The following is a 21268-nucleotide window of genomic DNA, read 5'->3' as shown; positions in this document are numbered from 1 at the left end:
CCTGATTTAATGCTTTCCATGGTTCAAATAAGTTATTAATCACGATTAATGATTTATTTGAGCTGTGGAAGGTAAACGCGGTTCTGAATGTCTCTTAAAACCTGTCTCAAATATTGACTTCAATCCAAAAATCATCGGTAACGGCTGGGAAACAGATCTCAATGATGTTCAAATCAAAATTTCATTGCCAACCCAACCTGTCAAGAAACTACAAGCATGGACACACGGTCCATCAAACGGTCATACAACAGTTAATCGTCAAAAAGGCACCGTAATGATGAAGATTGCTTCACTGGATGCTCATCAATTTGTAGAAAGCCATATGATTTTTCCAACAACTGTGACGTCTACTAACACTTATGTCATTAACAAAAAACGTCTGAAAGCTGTACAAAATCAAGAAAGAAAATTTGCCAAAAGTACCAACAACCGCCGATTAAGAAAACAACTAATTTCGGTAGGTAGCTTTTTGATTATTTTTATCATCAGTCTTTGGTTTATCATTAGCCAACTGGTCTGGTTTCATCGTCATAAACGAGACAAAGTCATTAAGACGCCTCATGTGCACAATTTTGAAATTCCAAGTGAAGATGCTGTCACCAGCCAATCTTTGCTGAATCATAATCGACCTAACACACATGCTTTCACGGCTTATTTATTAGAATTAGCAGCAAATAAATTAATTACAATTGTGCCGGAAGGAAAAACTTTTAGATTAACTCAAACTACAAAATATACTAAACCAAAAATCGGTGGCAAACTATTAACTGATTTATTTGAAACGGTGGGAACCTTGATTGATTCTAAAGACGGCTTATATAGTGTTACGCTAACAGAATTAAAAAAATTTGCTCCAGTTGGTTCTGGCAAAAATGATCTTCAAGATCATTTTAAATCTTGGCAATATCAAATCTATAATCACGCTGAGTCACTCGGCTATTTTGACAAACAAAACGGCAAAATAAAAAACAAAGCAATTCTATTATTGATTTTCGGCCCGTTGCTTTCAATTTTTACATTTGTGGCCAGTCTATTTTTAATCACGATTAATGCTGGATTTATCGTACTGGGATGGTTACTCAGTATTTTGCTGTTAGGTTTCAGTGTGATAATAGGAATTTCGAAGTTAATCAATCTGTCACCCTACACACAAACTGGTGAAGATGAAATCGGCAAAATTCGTAACTTTAAATACATGCTCAAAGATATTGGTGAATTTGATCGTTCACAGGTGGGCGATTTAATTTTATGGGAAGAAATTCTACCCTATGCCGTTTCGTTCAATTTAGCTAAACGTGTCATTCAAGCAATGAATACGAACTTTACGGTCGACGAATTAAGTTCAGGCGGGTATGGTTACTACCCAATTTTCTTTGACAGTGAAACCGCAGATATGAACTTTGCTTCTGATTTTGCTAATTCCTTCAACAGTGGTGCTGGCACTGACATGAATGGTAATGACGCTAGTTCTTCAGGTAGTAGTGGCGGCTTCAGTGGCGGCGATTCCGGTGGCTTCGGCGGTAGCTCAGGTGGTGGTGCCTTTTAATGACAGTATATTTCTAAAATAATTAAAAAAATGGATCGTGAAAGTTCACGATCCATTTATTTTACTTTTTTTCTAACACCGTCACACTTTCAATGTGCGTTGTCTGTGGAAATTGATCAACAGGCGTAATTGCATCTTTAACTTGATATCCTTGATCCGCAAATAATTGAATGTCCCGCACTAGCGTCGCCGGATTACAACTCACATAGACTACCTTCCCAGGTCCCATTTGGGCTGCTGCTTCAATTAATTCATTCGTTAGTCCTTTACGTGGTGGGTCAACAATAATCACATCTGGTTTCAGGCCATCTGCTTGCCAAGTTGCCATTTGTTCTTCAGCTTTGCCAACGACAAACTTAACATTATCAATACCGTTATGCTTAGCATTCTTTTTGGCATCGTGAATCGCATCCTCAACAATTTCGACACCATAGACTTGTTTGGCATGTTTAGCAACAGCCAGTGAAATTGTGCCAATACCACAATAGGCATCAATCACTGCCTGGTCACCAGTTAAGCCTGCTTTTTCGATAGCTAATTGATATAATTTTTCTGTTTGTTGGGGGTTAACCTGATAAAACGAACGTGGTGAAATGATGAAATCTAATCCCAGCAATTGATCGGTAATCGTCTCACTGCCCCATAACAACACATTTTTTTCACCCAACAACACATTGGTGTTTGGTGTATTAATATTTTGCACAATGCTTTTCACTTCAGGTAATTGTGCGGTAATACCAGCCACAATTTGGTCAGACATCGGCAAACGTTTGTGGCGGGTTACAATCACAATCATCATCTCATGACTGTAATAACTTCGTCTTACCATGACAGTCTTGACCACACCCTGATTAGATTGTTCATCGTACGGTTCGATGTGGTACTTACGCAATAAGTCGCGAACCACAATAATGGCCTCATCAATTTTAGGATCTTGAATATAGAAATCTTCAATTGGAACTAATTGATGACTACCGCGTTTATAAAAACCGGTCTGCAATTGACCACGAACTTCACGGACAGGAACTTGAGCTTTGTTCCGGTAGTGATATGGTGTTTCCATCCCAATCGTCTCACTGACTGGAATTTCTAAGTGTGCCTTTTGTAATAGTTCAGCAATCTGGTGTTGCTTAAACTGTAATTGGGCAGAATAACTCAAATGTTGTAATGGCGCAATGCCTGTTTGCGTATATTCTTTATTTTTCACTTCTACTCGATCTGGGCTTGTGGTGTTCCACTTAATTACACGGCCAAATGCGTAATTGGCAGTCACCTTAGTGACCTTAAAATCGACTTCTTCACCCGGTAGCGCATTGGTTAAAAAGATCGGAAAAGTGTCAATTTTGATGACACCCATTCCTTGATATGTTAAATCAATGACTTTGCCCGAATATGATTCATTTTTGTGTACTGGTTGATTTCTTTTCAATATATTTTTTCCTCAATTTTTCTGTGTAACGACAAATGAGTCTGGTACAAAATTAGATTGTTACCAGACTCATTATAGGTAAGTTTTTGGTGAATGCAAATTTTTGAGTGTTGAACGTTCTCTACAATTTATCCACCGCTTTAACAAATTTTTCTTCTGCTTTTTTAACATCCTCATCAATCCCAGTAACGGCACTGTCTGGCATGTCATCAACGTTAGCAAACGTTTCGATGTGTTGTTTAAGATCTTCAAACACCATTGGCGCATCGCCACCATATTCACCGTCGAGATTGATCATTAAGCGGTCGTTAGCAGCCATGGCTTCTACCTTGGCGACCTTTTTATAGATCACTTTTGGATCGTCAATGTGTTTGCCACCATTTAACACCTTGGTAATCAAACGCATCATTTCAATTAGATTAGCTTCCTTCACGATAATCATTGTGAATTTACCATCATCTAATGACGCATCCGGCACGATTTGTTCAAAGCCACCCACGGAATTGGTTAAGGCAATCAAAAACATGGAGGCCTTACCATTAAATTCTTCACCATCGTACTTAATGTGCATCGTGACTGGTTTGATTTGTGGCAATAACTCAGCGCCCTTGGCGACATAGGCTAAGTAACCAAATAACGACTTCATTTGTGAAGGCACGTCATACGTCAGTTCAGTCAATGAACCACCGGCAGCAATATTGATAAAATAATTATCGTTCGCTTTTCCAATGTCCATTTTGATTGTTTGGCCCTTTAAAATAACCTTAGCTGCTGCAATCGGGTCTTCACGTGGAATTCGAAGTGCCCGTGCATAGTCATTAGTTGTTCCTGCGGGAATAATTGCCATCTTAGGACGTTTCGGTAATCCAGCAAGACCATTAACCACTTCATTAAGTGTGCCGTCCCCACCAGCAGCCACGATTAAATCAAAGCCTTCTTTCGCGGCTCTGGTCGCCTCATTTTTGGCTGAATCAGGTTCAGGCGTTGTGGCATAAGCACTTGTTTCATACCCGGCTTGTTCATAAACAGCCATAATATCGACTAAATCACTTTTTAAGGCTTCGCGCCCTGAAGTTGGATTATAAATTATGCGCGCACGTTTTTGCATGCGAAATCCTCCATTAAATTAAAGTGCTTCAAGTGACTTAACAAGGAGGTCATTGACGACCTGTGGATTAGCTTGTCCATGAGTTTGTTTCATAATTTGACCAACGAGATAGCCTTTAGCACGGTCTTTACCGTTCTTAAAGTCCTCAACAGATTGGGCATTATCGGCTAAAATACCGTCAATAATTGGTTGTAATTGAGCAGGATCTGATAATTGGACCAAGCCCTTTTCCTTCACAAACTTATCTGGATCTTCACCATCAGTAATGGCCTTAAAGACCTTCTTAGCCATCTTAGTTGAGATAGTACCATCGCTAATTAACTTAATCATGGCAGCTAAATGTTCTGGTGTCAATTTTGTTTGCGTCAAATCAACTTGGTTATCGTTCAGGTAAGCATTCACGTCACCTTGAAGATAATTAGAAGCCATTTTGGCATCGGCACCTTGGGCCACAACTGCTTCAAAGAAATCTGACATTTCTTTAGTTTGCGTTAAAACCATAGCGTCATAATCAGTTAAGCCCAGATCGTTAATATAACGTTTACGACGATCACCAGGCATTTCAGGCATGTGATGCTTGATTTCATCAATCCAATCATTACTAATTTCAAGGACTGGTAGATCAGGTTCAGGGAAGTAACGATAATCGTCAGAACCTTCCTTAACACGCATTAAAATTGTTTGACCAGTTGTTTCGTCGTATCGACGTGTTTCTTGTTCAATCTTACCGCCAGACATTAAGACACGTTGTTGACGTTGTTCTTCAAAGGCCAAGCCTTTACGAACATAGTTAAACGAGTTCAAGTTCTTTAATTCAGTCTTGGTCCCATATTTATCTGAACCAACTGGGCGAATTGAAATGTTAACGTCAACCCGCATTGAACCTTCTTCCATTTTCACGTCAGACACACCAGTAAATTGAATTCGTTGACGCAAAGCTTCGAGATAAGCATAGGCTTCATCTGGTGAAGCAATATCAGGTTTTGACACAATTTCAATCAACGGTGTTCCCTGACGGTTCAAATCGACAAATGAATATCCACTTGGACTATGCGTATTTTTCCCGGCGTCTTCTTCAATATGCATTTCTGCAATTCCGACTTTTTTCTTTTCGCCATCAACTTCAATTTCAATCCAACCATCATGTGCTAATGGTGTTTCTGATTGAGAAATTTGATAGGCCTTTGGATTATCGGGATAGAAGTAGTTTTTCCGGTCGAAATGAGGATGTTGTTCGATTTCAGCGTGCAGTGCAACTGCCGCCTTAATACCATCTTCAACAACGCCTTTATTAGTGTTTGGTAACACACCAGGATAACCCCAATCAATGACGTTAGTGTTAGCATTTGGATCTGAGCCAAATTGCACTGGTGATGGACTAAAAATTTTAGAATTTGTTTTTAATTCAACGTGGACCTCGAGCCCAATTGTTGTTTCAAAGTTCATTAGTTTTGGCCCCCGATCTTTGGTGTTTGTTTATGAAAATCAGTTGATCGTTCAAACGTGTAAGCTGCTTTATACATTGTTTCTTCGTCAAATGGTTTTCCAATAATTTGCAATCCAACTGGCATGTTATTTGAGAAGCCTGCAGGAATTGACATTCCTGGTAGACCCGCCATATTAACTGGCACTGTCAAAACATCATTCATGTACATTGCTTTAGGATCTGAAATAGTTGAACCAATCTTGTAAGCAACTGTTGGGCCAGCAGGTCCCATGATTAAGTCGTGATCTGCAAACACCTTTTCAAAGTCTTGACGAATCAATGTTCGAATTTGGCTTGCTTTTTTAAAGTAGGCATCGTAAAAACCAGCTGATAGTGAGAATGTTCCTAACATGATTCTGCGTTTAACTTCATCCCCGAAGCCTTCAGTTCTGGAGCGTACATAAACATCTTCCAGATTCTCAACATCCTTAGCACGAACACCATAACGAATACCATCAAAGCGTTGAAGGTTTGATGAAGCTTCTGAAGAAGAGATAATGTAATAAGCGGCAACGCCGTATTTAGTATGTGGTAATGAAACTTCATCCACAATTGCACCTAATGATTCGTAGTGTTTCAAGGCAGCTTGAATCGTTTGCTTGACGCCTTCATCCACACCATCATCTAGATATTCTTTTGGTACAGCAATGCGTAAGCCCTTCACGTTTGTGTCTTCATTTAATTGAGCGGCAAAATCAGGTACTGCTTGTTTTGATGACGTTAAATCATGCTCATCGTGACCACTAATCAGTGAAGTCAATAATGCATTGTCCTTCACACTTTGAGTTAACCAGCCAACTTGATCCAAACTAGAACCAAAGGCAATGATGCCCCAACGTGACACACGGCCATATGTGGGCTTCATTCCAACAACACCGTTATATGATGCTGGTAAGCGAATTGAGCCACCAGTATCTGTTCCTAATGCTGCTAAGACTTCACCAGCTGCAACTGCAGCAGCTGAACCACCTGATGAACCACCAGGAACACGAGTTAAGTCCCAGGCATTATGGGTTGTTTGGTAAGCTGAGTTTTCAGTTGACCCACCCATCGCAAATTCATCTAAGTTTAATTTACCGGCATCGATAAAGTTTTGGGCTTTTAGTTTTCCAATGACTGTCGCGTCATAAATTGGCTTAAAGTTATCTAAAATTTTTGAAGCAGCCGTGGTGCGAATATCTTTGGTGACAATATTGTCCTTCACGCCCAATGGAATACCGGCTACTAATTGATCAGCGTTAATGCCTTGTTCATCTAATTGAGCAGCTTGTTTAAGAGCTTCGTCTTTATTCAATGTTAAAAAGGCCTCGACCTGGTCGTCGCGGTTTTCAATATTGTCGTATGTTGCCTTTGTTAACTCCGTTGCACTAATTTTTTTATTGACTAAATCGTCATGCAAGTTTGTTAAATCTGTTTCGTAAAAATCCATTACTCGCCATCCCCGCTTTCGTCAATAATTGCTGGTACTTTAATATAACCGTCTTCTGTATCTGGCGCGTTATTTAACAATGCTTCACGTTGATGGCTATTTACTGCAACATCTTCACGCATTGCATTGACTTGATCAGTTGCAGATGTCATAGGTTCAACACCTGTAGTATCAACTGGATCAATTGTTTCAAACATATCAATAATACTTTCTAATTGGCTGGTAAATTTACCTAACTGTTGATCGTCAAATTGTAATTTTGCAAGTGACGCAACATGTTTTACTTGTTGTTCATTAATTTTGTCTGACATTCTCTCAACCTCTTTTCGGGAATTCATACTTACAACCTATTATTGTATCACAAGCGGATTGTAATTAGCTTTTTTCAATGGAATTTATTGGAATTTGTGATTGTTTTTGTGGCTGGGTGGAAATTGTTTGGATTGTTAAGTTGTTGATGCGGTTTTGTTTATTACTGAAACGTGCTCCAAACAACAGTTTTCTGCGGTTAACAACAAAAAATGAATCATCACACATAACCCGTGTGATAATTCATTTTTTATCGTTAATCCTCAAAAACTACCCGTTGTTTTCCACACTCTATTTTTGAAACGTGTTCCGAGCACCAGCTTCCTGCGGTTAACAACAAAAAATGAATCATCACACACAGACCGTGCGATAATTCATTTTTTATCGTTAATCCTCAGAAGCTAACCGGTGCTCTCCACACTCTAATAGCTGTCAAACACATGACTACTAAACTTCTTCTGTCCTGAATCTCGGTAGACAAACGCCTGCATTTCTTGTGACGATTGAATCTTGATGTCAATTGGGATTCCGCTTGGTAGGTATTTTTGTGCAGCTTGGCCAATATATTGCGTGAAACTAGAAATTTCAGTTTGGCTATAGAACTGTGTAGTAACCGTAATATGCATTCCCGTCAGCGAGCCATTTTGGTACTGAGCTTGTGCTGTGACACCACTTAAATTAGGGAAGAATGATTGGACTTGGGTTTTAAAATTATCAAACGTGTTGTTGTCTGATTGACCTGCGCTATTACTACCTGAGCTGTCCGAAGCCTTTGGAAAGACCTTGTTTTTGATATCTAATGTCTTCCAACCTGCTAGATTGCTGCCTTTGTTGACGTTGTATTGGAAGAACGTTCCACCAACTAAGCTGTCATTTTTGGCTTGTTTATATAGTGCAATGGTAATTGGCACATTCTTTAATGCTTTTTCCTTACGCAAACGTTGCAATATTTTTTGAGCAGCTTGTTGCCCATATTGTTTCATTTCCGCATCACTAATTTTTTGTTCGAATTGTGGCCCATCTTTTTTCTTTTGATAATAATCAACAGAATTCAAACCAATTCCGATTGTAATGCCATGCAATTTAAGATCGCTACCATTTTGTTTCATAAAATCTTGTTCTTCAATTTGTTGAATATAGATTGGATTGCGAGTACCGTTTGTTTTACCTTTTTTAGGATTTAGCCCTGTCGGATTACTCTTTGATTGACGGTCTAGCCAATTACCAACCGTTGAACTATCAACATATTGACCTTCTTGAAAGACATAGCTCTTGGTTGAATAAACTTTTTTAGAAACGTTCAACAGTCCCGTTTCAAAGCTTTTTAAGTTAAAGGCATTATCATTTTGGGCCACATTAACGCCCCGTGACTTACTCGTTTCATACTTACCATTTTTGATGACTCCTTGATAAGTACTCCCATTGGAGTTCCCTGTTGTTGTATATTTAGTTGATTTCTTTGAACTAGAGCCAAATCCACATGAGGCTAACAACAAGGTTGTCACCATTAGAATGATACCAGTCCTAAACTTTTTCCACTTCATTATTGAAGGTCCTCCTTCATCATTTGAGAAAACTGTGTCTCATCCCAAATTTCAATTCCTAATTCTTGTGCTTTCGTGAGTTTACTACCCGCGTCTTGACCTGCAATCACAAAATCAGTTTTCTTGGAAACCGACCCGGTTACTTGCGCGCCTTGTTGTTCCAGCCAATTTTTGGCATCTGTGCGTGATAACTGTTCTAGCTTACCAGTTAAGACTACACGTTTATTTGCTAACGGACCATCTGTTACTGGTTCAGTAGCACCTAAGTAATCAGTATTAACGCCTGATTGTTGTAATTCTTGTACTAATTGTTGAACCTGCTGATTACCAAAATAGGTCACCACGCTGTCCGCAATTGTTGGTCCAATGGCATCAACATTGGCAATCGTCTCGCTATCTGCCGTCATAATTGCTTCAATTGTGCCAAAGTGTTGGGCAATCAGTCGTGCGGCTTTGGCACCAACATGGCGAATACCCAATCCAAATAATAATCGTTCCAATGAATTATGACGACTATTGTCGATTGCTGTCAAGAGATTATTAGCTGATTTCTCCCCAAATTTATCTAAAGTTAATAATTGGTCCATCGTTAACGCATATAATCCCGCTACATCATGAATCATTTCACGACCAAACAACTGATTAACAATTTTTGGCCCCAGACCATCAATATTCATCGCATTACGAGAGGCAAAGTGCGCCAGTCCTTCTTTAATTTGAGCAGGACACATTGGATTGATACAACGCAGAGCTACTTCATCATCCAGATGAACCAGTTTCGAACCACATTCTGGACACGCTGTTGGAATTTCGTAAGCAACACTATCTGCAGCCCGATCTTTTAACTCTACTGATGAAATTTCAGGGATAATGTCGCCTGCTTTATGCAGATAAACAGAATCGCCAATGCGGACATCTTTTTCTATCAAGTAGTCCGGGTTATGCAAAGAGGCTCTAGCTACTGTTGTACCTGCTAGTAATACCGGATCCATGACGGCTGTCGGAGTCACCGTTCCAGTTCTACCGACAGTCCATTCAATATCGCGAATCACAGTTTTTGCTTCCTCAGGCGGAAACTTATACGCGATTTCCCATCTTGGTACTTTAACTGTATTGCCAAGTTCAACTTGTGTTGCCAGATCATTGACCTTTTCAACAATACCATCAATTCCATATTCTAGATCATTACGTTGTTGGGTGTATTTATCAATGTACGCTTCAATTTCTGTCTTTGAATTCACTACTTGATAATTGGGGTTCACATTAAAGCCCAACTCCTTTAATTTAGCAAGCGCATCACTTTGAGTTGTGACACCAAGTGTTTGAAAATCAGGAACGTAATACATAAATGTACTCAAATGTCTGCTAGCAGTCACTTTGGCGTCTAGTTGTCGTAAACTACCAGCCGCAGCATTCCGGGGATTTGCAAAAACAGGTTGCCCCTGTTCTTCTCGTTTAGCATTCAGTTTGGCAAACGCTGCTTTTGGCATATAGCATTCACCACGCACCTCAATTGACAAAGGTAGTGATAATTTTTGCGGTACAGAATCAATGACAGCTAAGTTTTTAGTTATGTCTTCGCCAATAACCCCATTACCACGCGTCGATCCTTGCACTAACTGACCATTTTCATAAACCAACGAAATGGCTAGACCATCAATTTTAAGTTCCAAATTAAACTCAAAATCAGGCAAGCCATTTTTAACCAGTCGCTCGTTAAAATCATCCAATTCGACAGCTGAAAAAACGTCGCCCATCGAAAGCATCGGGTTGGTATGTTCCACTTTATTAAAGTCACCAGAGGTTGCGCCACCAACTTGTTGCGTTGGTGAATCTGGTGTGACTAATTGTGGAAATGCAGTTTCCAACGCCAATAGACGTTGATAGGCGCGATCATACACGTAGTCTTCTACACTAGGATTATCTTGTTGATAATATTCTTGGCCCCATTGTGTGACCTGGGCCTTAATTTGATTGACAGCCTGCTGCGCTTCTTCAACGGTCATCTGTTCAATTGGTTTGTCCATGTTATCCATCATTTCACCTTATTATTAATCAAATTAATCGTTTGCCTTTTCAATTGGTGCAAAACTAGCCAATAGTCGTTTAATACCTTGTTCCTTAAAAGCAATATCTAATTCCATATCATCGCCAGTACCATTGACTTTGACAACTGTGCCAGTGCCCCATTTTTTATGGGCCACTTTGTCACCAGCCTTCCAGCTTTGCTTTTCAGCGCCTGTACCGTTAAATTGCTGAACCGGATTAGCTGGACGATGGTAAGTTGTTGCTTGACTGCGATCAAATGGTGTTTGACGTGAGTGCGGCATTGCCGCCACATTTTCGTTTTCAATTTTAATTAAATCAGGATTGATTTCTTCGACAAAACGAGACGCCGGATTAGCCTGTCGACGACCATAGAGCATTCTTGAATAGGCATTTGAAATGTACAACTTGCGCTTTGCACGAGTGATTCCTACATATGCCAGACGCCGTTCTTCTTCTAATTCATCATCTTCCATGATGGCTCTGGATAATGGGAAGATGCCTTCTTCTAAGCCCATTAAAAAGACAACTGGAAATTCAAGTCCTTTAGCAGCATGCAACGTCATTAAAGTGACTGCAGGTGCTTGTTCGTCGACATCATCTTGGTCAGATACTAAGGCTAAATCTGCTAGAAAATCAGTAACTCGATCAGAATTTGTTTCTTCTTCGTCTTCTTGACCATCATCAAACTCCTTAGTCACTGACATAAATTCTTCTAAGTTTTCTAGCCGTGATTGAGCTTCCAGCGTTTTGCTAGTTTTAAGCGCTAGTTCATAACCCGTTTTTTCTAAAATTTGTTGTGTTAACTCTGTGACAGATAAAAATTCCACCATTTTGGTGAGATCGCCGATTAAGCGGGCAAAATCCTCTAACGCATTTCGCGCACGTGAAGAGATTTCATTATTAATTGACACATTTTCAGCTGCTTCCAACATGGTCCACCCATGATCTTGAGCAAACACTCGGAGTTTATCAATACTAGTTGACCCGATGCCTCGTTTTGGTTCATTGACAACCCGTTCAAAACTCATCGAATCAGCCGGATTGACCAGTAGCGTCAGGTATGAAAGAATGTCACGAATTTCTTTACGGTCATAAAATTTATGCCCACCGACCATTGTGTACGGTACATTAGCTTTTAAAAATGTTTCTTCAATCACACGTGACTGCGCGTTAGTACGGTATAAAACAGCAAAATCATTATAGTTAAGATGATTATCTTTAATCTCATCGCGAATCTTTTGTACCACAAAGTGCGCCTCATCGTTTTCACTTTGAGCACGGTAATATGAAATTTTGTCCCCCTCACCATTTTCCGTCCACAATTTCTTATCTTTACGGTAAATATTGTTTTCAATGACTTCGTTAGCAGCATCTAAAATTGTTTGAGTTGAACGGTAATTTTGTTCCAACATCACGGTTTTGGCGTCTGGATAATCATGTTCAAAATTCAAAATATTTTCCATATTGGCACCACGCCAACCATAAATACTTTGATCTGCATCCCCGACCACACATAAATTTTTAAAGCGCTGTGCTAATAAATTAACCAGTTTGTATTGGGCATCATTGGTATCTTGATATTCATCGACTAAAATATATTGAAATTTCTTTTGGTAATAGGCTAAGATTTCATCATTTTGTTCAAACAATTCAATCGTGACCATAATCAAATCATCAAAATCAAGGGCTTGATTATTGCGTAATTCTAATTGATAGCTTTTATACACCTGCGCCACAATATTTTCAAACGGGCTAGCAGCTACTTTTGCATACTCAGCGGGTGTTTGAAGGGCATTTTTAGCATTTGAAATAGCACTTAATAACGAACGCGGGTCAAATTTCTTGGTGTCGATATTTAAATCGGCACAGATTCGTTTGATTAATGTTCGTTGTTCGCTCGTGTCAGCAATCGTGAATGCTCTGTTGTACCCAACTGCTTCGATATCACGACGTAAAATACGTACACACAGGGCATGGAATGTTGATACCCAAACATCGCGGGCATTTTCACCTAACAAATTCCCCACCCGTTCGCGCATTTCTTTTGCCGCTTTATTGGTAAATGTAATCGCCAGAATATTCCAAGGATTGACGTCTTGTTCTTCAATTAGATAGGCAATGCGATGAGTTAACACACGCGTTTTACCAGATCCCGCACCGGCCATCACTAATAATGGCCCCTGGGTGGTTAAAACTGCCTCTTGTTGCTTATCATTCATGCCTTTTAATAATGCTTGTTGCCCCACTTTTATTCAATCCTCTCTAAAATTCAATCACTTAATATTATACCAAAATTACAGTTATTTTTCTGGATATTGGCCATAAAATATGGCGTCATGTCGATAACGATCATGACGCCAAATTGTGGCACCTATTATGCATTTTCACTGTCTGTTGCGGTAGACCAAACTTCAGTATTGTCCACTTGTAATTGCATTTTCTCTAAACTATCACCAGTGACTAAAACATGGCCATAAATTGGACTCTTATTTTCATCAGTCCGTGGATAATAAACAAATTGCCAATTGTTTTTTAAAACCCATTGTCGTTTTAAATCATCCAATTGTGTTTCATCAATATTCATCAACAAAACTGGTTGAATTTGACCAACTTCATGCAATTCAATACCAGCAATTGCGCGGATATGTTCTAGATATTGATCGACATTCAGACTTGCATCAAAAACAGCTGCTTGCCTAGTCAGTCCAAGTGTAATGCCTTTAACATATAACGAACCAGTCTCAGTCAGATAAAAGCCAATTTCGAAAACACCCACATATGGTAAAGTGCTTGCGACCGCATTGCCTATTCGTTCAATTTCAGCTTTTACGTCAGTTGGCACTTGCGCTGGTGATTGAACTTCCTCAATTCGATCTCCTTCAAATTGAACTTCAGTAATTGGAAAGAGTTTCATGCCTTGCGTCCCCTTACCAATTGTCAAAGAAAATTCACGTTGATGGGAGATATAAGATTCCAACACATACGTGCCGGCATCTATAAAATCTGCCGCTTTAGCAATATCAACTTGCCGATCAATTTTCATTGATCGTTCGCCAATACCACGTTGAATCGGCTTAAGCATTGCTGGATAACCAATGGAATCAATTGATTGGTAGATATCATCTAAACCAACCACCGTTACATATGGCGCAATATTGACATTAATTTGATCAAAGAAAGCCCGTTCTAACAAGCGATCCTGAATAATTTCCAACGCTTCCTTACCTTGTGGAACATAAGCAAAGCGGCTTAAAAATTCAATCATGGCTGAATCAACCAGTGCGTTCACGTACACAATTGCATCACAGCTTTGAGCAAATTCTTTTAACTTATCACGATCATTAAAGCCACCAATCACCGTAAAATCAGCCTGTTTAATAGCTGTATCCACTTGATTTGCATCATACATACCGACTTTAAATCCTGCACTCTTAGCCGCAATGGCTAATTTAGCCCCCAGGTACCCACTCCCGATGATGCCTAATGTATTGCCTGGATATAATACTTGCTTACTAACTGTTGCCACAACTTTCACCTCATTAAATTTGCCTTACTTAGTTATCTTCATCCATAAATGTTACTTGACCATTGTCTAACGACTTAATTCGTGCCAAAGATTCAAGCTTAATATTTTGATCTTTAATTTGCTGGGCGCCGGGTTGAAAACTCTTTTCAATCACAATTCCCACACCAGCGACTTGTATGCCCGCTTGCTTAGCGATATCTAACAATCCAAATACAGCTTGACCATTTGCCAAAAAATCATCAACGATTAAGACCGTATCATCTTGATCAATATACTTCTTGGAAATGGTGATTTGATTTTCGGTCTGCTTAGTAAATGAAAACACGGAAGATGTATATAGGTCGTCAGTTAACGTTAAACTCTTGTGTTTACGAGCAAAAATCACTGGCACATGCATCTGTAAGCCAGTCATGATGGCTGGTGCAATTCCTGACGATTCAACGGTTAAAATTTTGGTAATATGATCATCTTGGAACTTATGGGCAAAGGCTTGCCCAATTGAAAACATGAGATCTGGGTCAATTTGATGATTTAAAAATTGATCAACTTTTAAAACATCCCCAGATAATACGATACCATCTTGTTTAATGCGTTCTTCTAACTGTCTCATCACGTTCTCCTATCGTTATTGATCATATTTATTAAGATGATACTCATCAATTAAATTAATGAGTTTCGTGGCGTAGTTGGGGTCAGTGGCATAGCCCGCACGTTGTAAAGCAATAGCTGCATCTTTATAATTCGTTGCTTGAATTACTGACGCGTACAGATTGGGATTGCTGGTTGTGCCATTCACCATTAACAACGTATGTGCTTGAATCGAATCATCCCAACTGGGATAAACGGCAAACCGACCATGAATGACAATCCATTGCCCATTCTCATACTCTTTGGTATTCAATACTTTACTAGCTGTCGTATCGGTACTCTTGACGCCAAAGAGATTATTATATTTGGACGCCAGTGTGGAACTGCCCCAATCCGATTCCAAAATTGCTTGGGCAATTGTGATGGAAGACAATACATTATGCTGACGCATCATGGATTGGGCTCCGGGAGCGACTGAATTGATAAACTGTTGCTTAGCATCCGGTTTACGTTGTTCAATCAACTGCCGTTGGCGAATCTGATGTAATTCATTGACACCATAACCAACTAAAAAAAGGGCCATGATGACTAATAAAATATGTCCCCACCGCCATTTTCCTTTCAGTAAGAAAAAATTCGTGCGGCGTGATTTACGTCTTTTGCGGCGTGCCAAACTGTCACTCTCCCACTACTTTATGCACCATTGTACACTGAATTACATGAATTTGCAGTGTCAATTTTCTTGAATTTTTTTAAAAGTTAAGCCAAATTCCCAAACCCATGAATACGGTGAAAAATAACGTCATCATGATGGAGTTTTGGACAGATAAACCAAAGGTCTCTTTTTTAACCTGGACTGCAAAAAACTTGCGAACGTTCTTCCACACGAGCGGAATACTTAGCAACGCCAGAATCGTCAATTTTGGTAATAATCCAATCAAAGCAGCAATCACTAAACAAGCGTAGCCTAAAACATATGACCAGGCAAAAACCTTTAACATCGTTGGTTTGCCAAGGTAATAAACAGCCGTTCTGCGGTCATTCACTTTATCTTCTTGTTCATCGCAGATATTGTTAGCAAGCATGATATTCGAAATTGCAAAAACAGCAATTCCAGAAGATAATAGCACAGATAAAATGAATTCAAGATTAATTACTTGCTTCGTATAACAGTTAATATATGCTGCAATAAAGAAGATAAAGAAACCCATTGTAATACCTGAAAATGGTTCGCCAAATGGCGTAGTTGAAATTGGCCGCGGACCAGCGGCATAAAAATAACCAACTGCAAAACAGACTAGGCCGATGAACAGTAGTGACCAGCCAATCTGGGTCACCAAATAAATACCGATTAACGCTGAAATTCCAAACAATGTGAACGTAATAGTTCTTGCTAGTGGAATTGAAATGTTATGCACACCGACAACGTTTGTTTGTGATTTAAATTCTTCTTCGTCCTCAGAATTCAAAAAATCTTGGTAGTTATCGTTCGCATTCACGGCCATTTGCAAGACATTAGCTGCAATGAAAAACAAAATTGAATAGAGTAGATTGAACGTGTGATAATGGTAATAGGCATATAGAATGCCTAAAACAAACGGAAAAACTGATGCAATTAACGAATATATTTCAATAAATTCTAAAAAAACTTTTGGTTTCACAAGATCTCCTCCAAATTGGAATATGATTGACAATAGTAACAGTTATTTGTATGGTTAAATGTATAAATTCTCATTTCGGGGTATGAACATGGCACATCAAATTTGGCAAAAATTTCCAGTTATCGCTGATCAATTAGATGACCTAAGAACTTATTTATTAGGACTCATTGATTTATCAAATAAGCCTATCCAATCAAAAATTGTAGAGCTTCTCAGCGCCGGTGGCAAGCTTTTACGACCTGGATATTTTTATTTGTTTGCTGAACTGGGCAATACCGACAATCAAACACAATTACGTGCTGGTGCGGCATCAATAGAATTATTGCATGTTGCCACTTTAATTCATGATGACGTTGTCGACGAATCACCATTACGCTGCAATGTGGTTACTATTCATACACAGTACGGAAAGAAAAATGCAGTCTATGCGGGTGATTTTTTATTCACCTTATACTTCAACCAAATTATTAAAGCAGCTAATACCCTTGATGATGTTGCTAGTAACGCGCAGGTCATGCATGACATTTTAAACGGTGAGTTGAATCAAATGCAGTTGAATTATAAATTTGACGTCACCATTGATGAATATCTTCATGAAATTGATGGTAAGACTGCTAAATTATTTGAATTAGCATGTGTTCAAGGAGCCCGTTTGAGTGGTTGTGATGCAGAAATCATGACGCTAGCCACGAAAATCGGCCATAATATTGGGATTGCTTACCAGATTCAAGATGATATTTTGGATTATGCTGGTAATAGGCATCATACACAAAAACCAATTCTGGAAGACGTTGCTGAAGGTGTTTATTCACTGCCTTTAATTTTAGCATTACAAACAGAACAAAGGTTGCTAAACCCATATCTTAAGAAAAAACAAAAGATGACTAAGACCGATATTTTAGCAGTTCAAAAAATTGTGCTTGAATCTGGTGGCGTTACAAAAGCCCAACAACTTTCTGCAGAATACACAAACGAAGCCTTAGCGTTAATTCACCAACTTCCTGCTGGTCAGAGCCAAGAAATTTTAACGCAATTAACAAGTTCATTATTAACTAGAAATGCATAAAGAGTCTGGAACATAAAGTTCCAGGCCCTTTTTTGCTGGTCATGCTTGACCGGTATCTAAGCGATAAAGATTTTGGAATCTGGTATTTGTTGCTAACAATTCAGCTGGCGTACCGTTCATGTCTAATTGACCATGTTCCACGAAATACACACGATCGACAGATTGAATGCCAACTAAATGGTGCGTTACCCAAATAATGGTTTTATCTTTTAAAACATCGAAAATGGTTTTCAACAGGTCATGCTCCGTAATCGGATCTAGTGCGACCGTTGGTTCATCCAAAATCACGATGGGGGTATCTTGCAATAAGATACGGGCCAACGCTAACCGTTGTTGTTCACCACCTGAAAAACGCGAACCCGCTTCTTGAACCTGTGTATTAATGCCATCTGGCAAGGTACTGATCAGTTGGGTTAGTTCAACTTGGTCCAATGCTTTCAAGACCTGTTCTTCAGTTGCGTCTAAATTACCGAGGCGTAAGTTATTCAAAATAGTGGTATCAAACAAATATGGTTGTTGATCTAACACGGCAAATAGTTTTGAACGGTCATCTTGCAGATTTTCGATATCAACATCATTTAATTTAATGGCACCATTCGTTGGACGTTCATCACCTAAGATTAATTTCAACAGTGTACTCTTACCCGTTCCACTAGGACCTAAAATAGCAATCTTTTGTCCTTTAGTGATATTCATATCGATATCACTAAGTACTGTTCGATTGGCTTCAGAATAGCCAAATGAAACATGATCAATTGTCAGTTCTTGAAAATCTTCAGTTAAATGTTCCTGTGGTACCGTCTGTGAACTAGTTTGTGGCAATTGATTCACACGCTTAATAGATTCACGATATAAAGGCCATTCAGTTACACCTTGAGCAATTGATGTAAATGCTTGATCTAATGGGAAAATGCATAATACAAATGCTGCAATCCAGTTAGCTTGTTCCTGGCTTCCAACTAAATGCGTCCCGGCCCAACCAAGCGTCAAAATGGCAACTAAGCCAATCACAATTTGACTGAGATAGTCTCGTAACCATTGGAAGTTTTTATCCTTAATGCGTAAATCAAAAATTTGATTACTTTGGTTCAAATGTTTGGTCATAAAATCGTCTTGACGACCAGAAATCATCCAATCACTTAAGCCTAAAACTGAATCTGTCAGTGTTGTGTATAAATCAGTTTCGATTTCTTTTTGGCGAAATTCATTGGCACCGTTAATAAGGACAGATACCAATGGCATTACAAACATTAGCACGCCCATAATTAGTAAAATTAAAAGGGCAAAGGGCCAGTTAATCACGCCCAGGCCGATGACGATAAACAAATACACCATAAAGCCAGTCACTATCGGAAAAACCGTCGTTAAATACAAGTTTTCGATGTGTTCAATGTCATCGGCTAAAATCGTTAATAAACTACCTGTTTGATGTTTTTGTTTGATGGCTACTGCAGTTTGTTCGACAGAGTCATACAACCGTTTCCGAAAATTAGAAACAATTCGTAAAACCCAATTGTGGGCTGTTAACCGTTCAGCGTAACGAAAGACAGGACGCGCAATCCCGAAAGCACGTGTCAACACTATGGCTGGATAGATTAGTAATATGTTAAAAGGATGTGTGGCTGATTTACTAATCAAGTAGCCGGAAGTAAACATCAATGCCGAGCCACTAAAAAGCATCATAAATCCTAAAAACAAAACTAAGATAAGTAGCATCTTGTACTTACGAAGATATGGCATCACCCAAGTATCATGTTTAAAAATCGACATTACTGCTCACCTCCCATGTCACTAATCAGTTGCCGATAGGCACCCTCTTGATTGGCTAGATCCTGTGGTGTTCCATGTTGAACTAGTCGCCCATGATCAAGTACTAAAACATAATCCATTTGATTAAGCCAGTGCAATCGATGGGTCGCAAAGAAAACAAGATGTTCGGCAAAAACTGGCATCATTGTTTGCTTTAATTCTGCTTCCGTCTCAATATCCAGATGAGCAGTTGTCTCATCAAATAATAAAATTTTACGGTTCTGGTCAAGAAAGGCACGTGCTAAGGCAATTCGTTGCGCTTGTCCACCACTAACCCCACGGTTACCTTCCCCAATCTTGGTTTGTAAGCCATCAGGGAGTGTTTCTAACCAGTCGGCTAGCCCAGCTTGTTTAGCAGCTAATTCAATTTGTTCTAGCGACGCCTCTGGTGTATAAAAAGCGATGTTTTGGGCAATTGTTTCATGAAACAGATACGGTGATTGTGGGATATAAATAAAGTTCTTCTTCCACTCGTCTTGTTCCAAGTGTGGCAATTTCTGATCATTAATTTTGATAAATCCTGCGCCTTTTTGTGGCGATAAAAAGCCACCTAACGCATCAATTAATGTGGTCTTTCCAGAACCTGAACGGCCAATCAACCCAATCTTTTGGTAACCTTTAGCCGTAAAGCTAATGTCTTCAAGTGTTGCATCAACCGTTTGATTTGGATCCTTGTTTAGTTTGTCATAGGCCACATTCACATGGCTGAATTCTAATGTATCTTCGTTGGTCCAACCATTGATCAGCGGTTTTAATTGGCTGCGATCTTCAACTTCGGGTAGCTCTAATACGTCGTAAATGGCTGTCAGTGCATTCTTACCATCTAATGTTGCATGATAGTCATTAGCAAAGTTTCGAATTGGTAAAAAGTATTCTGGCGCTAAAATCAAGATGGTCAGCGCTGGTAACAGCAAGACACTACCCTTAATAAGGCCAAAACCCAGCATAACAGCGACAACGGCAATCGATAACGTTGTAAAAAAGTCTAAAGCAAATGTGGATAAGACCGCAATTGTTAACACCGAAAGAGTTTCTTTACGATAATCTTCGCTCACACTAAAAACATTATTCGAGTACTTTTTAGACAAGCCTAATTGTTTTAAAGTCGGTAAGCCACGTAAGGTATCAACAAAATTATTTGATAGCCGCTGATATCCTTCATATTGTCGGTCAGCTTTAGCCTGCGCGGCGTAGCCTAGTATAATCATGAAGATGATGCTAATTGGATAAATGAGCAGTAAAAATACACCTTGTTGCCAACGTAAAAACGTTATATAAACCAGAAGGATCCAAGGGATAATCATCATATCGAAAATTTTAATCACAACTAGTTGTAAATAATTTTGCACCTGGTCGATGCCGTCGATAGCCATCGTCACTGTACTCCCAGTGCCGCGTCCACTCACTGCATTAGGACCTAATTTAAATAGTTTGCCCATTAATTGTTCGCGCAAACCACGCACCGTTTGATCTACAAATGGTGCAATCGTCTTATTCTTTAGCATCGTTAACAAATGACGAATCAAAAAAACGACCGCAAATAAAATTGTGGTCGTTGTAATACTCGTCAAAGGTTGACGTTTCCAAAGACCGACGATGCTTTGTGCAAGAAATCGACCCTGAAACAGGATCATAAATGCTTGAACAAAGACCAGAAATCCCAAAATACCAAAAACTTTTTTTGCTCCAGGTAATTTGAAAATTCGTCGATCGATCAT

Annotated in this window: 16 protein-coding genes; 2 read left to right on the top strand and 14 right to left on the bottom strand. The window is 39.2% G+C overall.

The features are described from left to right. Positions 1-64 precede the first annotated feature (64 nt). Positions 65-1546: a DUF2207 family protein gene (locus ACYVQZ_RS03640; protein ID WP_461240029.1), complete on the top strand. Its 1482-nt coding sequence runs from the start codon at positions 65-67 to the stop codon at positions 1544-1546. A gap of 61 nt (positions 1547-1607) precedes the next feature. Here ACYVQZ_RS03640 and rlmD read toward each other — a convergent pair whose 3' ends face one another. The 12 genes from rlmD to ACYVQZ_RS03580 all read right to left on the bottom strand — a co-directional run bounded on the left by rlmD (position 1608) and on the right by ACYVQZ_RS03580 (position 16675). Then, positions 1608-2975: a 23S rRNA (uracil(1939)-C(5))-methyltransferase RlmD gene (gene rlmD / locus ACYVQZ_RS03635; RefSeq protein ID WP_461240028.1), complete on the bottom strand. Its 1368-nt coding sequence runs from the start codon at positions 2973-2975 to the stop codon at positions 1608-1610. A gap of 121 nt (positions 2976-3096) precedes the next feature. Then, a complete protein-coding gene (locus tag ACYVQZ_RS03630) occupies positions 3097-4083 on the bottom strand; it encodes a diacylglycerol kinase (RefSeq protein WP_461240027.1) in 987 nt (328 codons plus the stop codon). Between the two features lie 18 nt (positions 4084-4101). Continuing rightward, a complete protein-coding gene (gene gatB / locus ACYVQZ_RS03625; RefSeq protein ID WP_461240026.1) occupies positions 4102-5529 on the bottom strand; it encodes an Asp-tRNA(Asn)/Glu-tRNA(Gln) amidotransferase subunit GatB in 1428 nt (475 codons plus the stop codon). Continuing rightward, positions 5529-6998 carry an Asp-tRNA(Asn)/Glu-tRNA(Gln) amidotransferase subunit GatA gene (gatA, locus tag ACYVQZ_RS03620; protein ID WP_461240025.1) on the bottom strand — a complete coding sequence of 490 codons (1470 nt, stop codon included), beginning with the start codon at positions 6996-6998 and terminating at the stop codon, positions 5529-5531. Before gatA ends, gatB begins: the two co-directional genes overlap by 1 nt. Then, on the bottom strand, positions 6998-7309 hold the full coding sequence (gene gatC, locus ACYVQZ_RS03615; protein WP_461240024.1) for an Asp-tRNA(Asn)/Glu-tRNA(Gln) amidotransferase subunit GatC: 312 nt from the start codon (positions 7307-7309) through the stop codon (positions 6998-7000). The genes gatA and gatC overlap by 1 nt, the downstream gene beginning before the upstream one ends. A 420-nt stretch (positions 7310-7729) precedes the next feature. Then, the gene (locus ACYVQZ_RS03610) at positions 7730-8851 is read right to left on the bottom strand and encodes a CamS family sex pheromone protein (RefSeq protein WP_461240023.1); all 1122 of its coding nucleotides are present in this window, start codon (positions 8849-8851) and stop codon (positions 7730-7732) included. After that, complete coding sequence (gene ligA / locus ACYVQZ_RS03605) at positions 8851-10887, bottom strand: NAD-dependent DNA ligase LigA (protein ID WP_461240022.1); 2037 nt, start codon at positions 10885-10887, stop codon at positions 8851-8853. The genes ACYVQZ_RS03610 and ligA overlap by 1 nt, the downstream gene beginning before the upstream one ends. A 24-nt stretch (positions 10888-10911) precedes the next feature. Continuing rightward, positions 10912-13119 (bottom strand): DNA helicase PcrA, encoded by a 2208-nt coding sequence (gene pcrA, locus ACYVQZ_RS03600; protein WP_461240040.1) that lies wholly within the window; start codon positions 13117-13119, stop codon positions 10912-10914. A 155-nt stretch (positions 13120-13274) separates the two neighbouring features. Further along, complete coding sequence (locus ACYVQZ_RS03595) at positions 13275-14426, bottom strand: ATP-grasp domain-containing protein (protein WP_461240021.1); 1152 nt, start codon at positions 14424-14426, stop codon at positions 13275-13277. Between the two features lie 28 nt (positions 14427-14454). Further along, positions 14455-15036 carry a xanthine phosphoribosyltransferase gene (locus ACYVQZ_RS03590; RefSeq protein WP_461240020.1) on the bottom strand — a complete coding sequence of 194 codons (582 nt, stop codon included), beginning with the start codon at positions 15034-15036 and terminating at the stop codon, positions 14455-14457. Between the two features lie 15 nt (positions 15037-15051). Further along, the gene (locus ACYVQZ_RS03585; RefSeq protein ID WP_461240019.1) at positions 15052-15687 is read right to left on the bottom strand and encodes a glycoside hydrolase family 73 protein; all 636 of its coding nucleotides are present in this window, start codon (positions 15685-15687) and stop codon (positions 15052-15054) included. Positions 15688-15766: 79 nt separating this feature from the next. Beyond that, on the bottom strand, positions 15767-16675 hold the full coding sequence (locus ACYVQZ_RS03580) for a prenyltransferase (protein WP_461240018.1): 909 nt from the start codon (positions 16673-16675) through the stop codon (positions 15767-15769). An 88-nt stretch (positions 16676-16763) separates the two neighbouring features. Here ACYVQZ_RS03580 and ACYVQZ_RS03575 point away from each other — a divergent pair, with 88 nt between their 5' ends. Further along, positions 16764-17741: a polyprenyl synthetase family protein gene (locus tag ACYVQZ_RS03575; RefSeq protein ID WP_461240017.1), complete on the top strand. Its 978-nt coding sequence runs from the start codon at positions 16764-16766 to the stop codon at positions 17739-17741. A 39-nt stretch (positions 17742-17780) separates the two neighbouring features. On the opposite strand, the gene cydC is transcribed toward ACYVQZ_RS03575, so the two are convergent. Further along, positions 17781-19511, bottom strand: a complete 1731-nt coding sequence (gene cydC / locus ACYVQZ_RS03570) for a thiol reductant ABC exporter subunit CydC (RefSeq protein WP_461240016.1) — start codon at positions 19509-19511, stop codon at positions 17781-17783. Next, positions 19511-21268 (bottom strand): thiol reductant ABC exporter subunit CydD, encoded by a 1758-nt coding sequence (gene cydD, locus ACYVQZ_RS03565; protein ID WP_461240015.1) that lies wholly within the window; start codon positions 21266-21268, stop codon positions 19511-19513. The genes cydC and cydD overlap by 1 nt, the downstream gene beginning before the upstream one ends.

Source organism: Paucilactobacillus salsurae (assembly GCF_054784995.1).
Note: the sequence above shows the minus strand (reverse complement) of the source record. Positions and strands in the feature narration are given on the sequence as shown.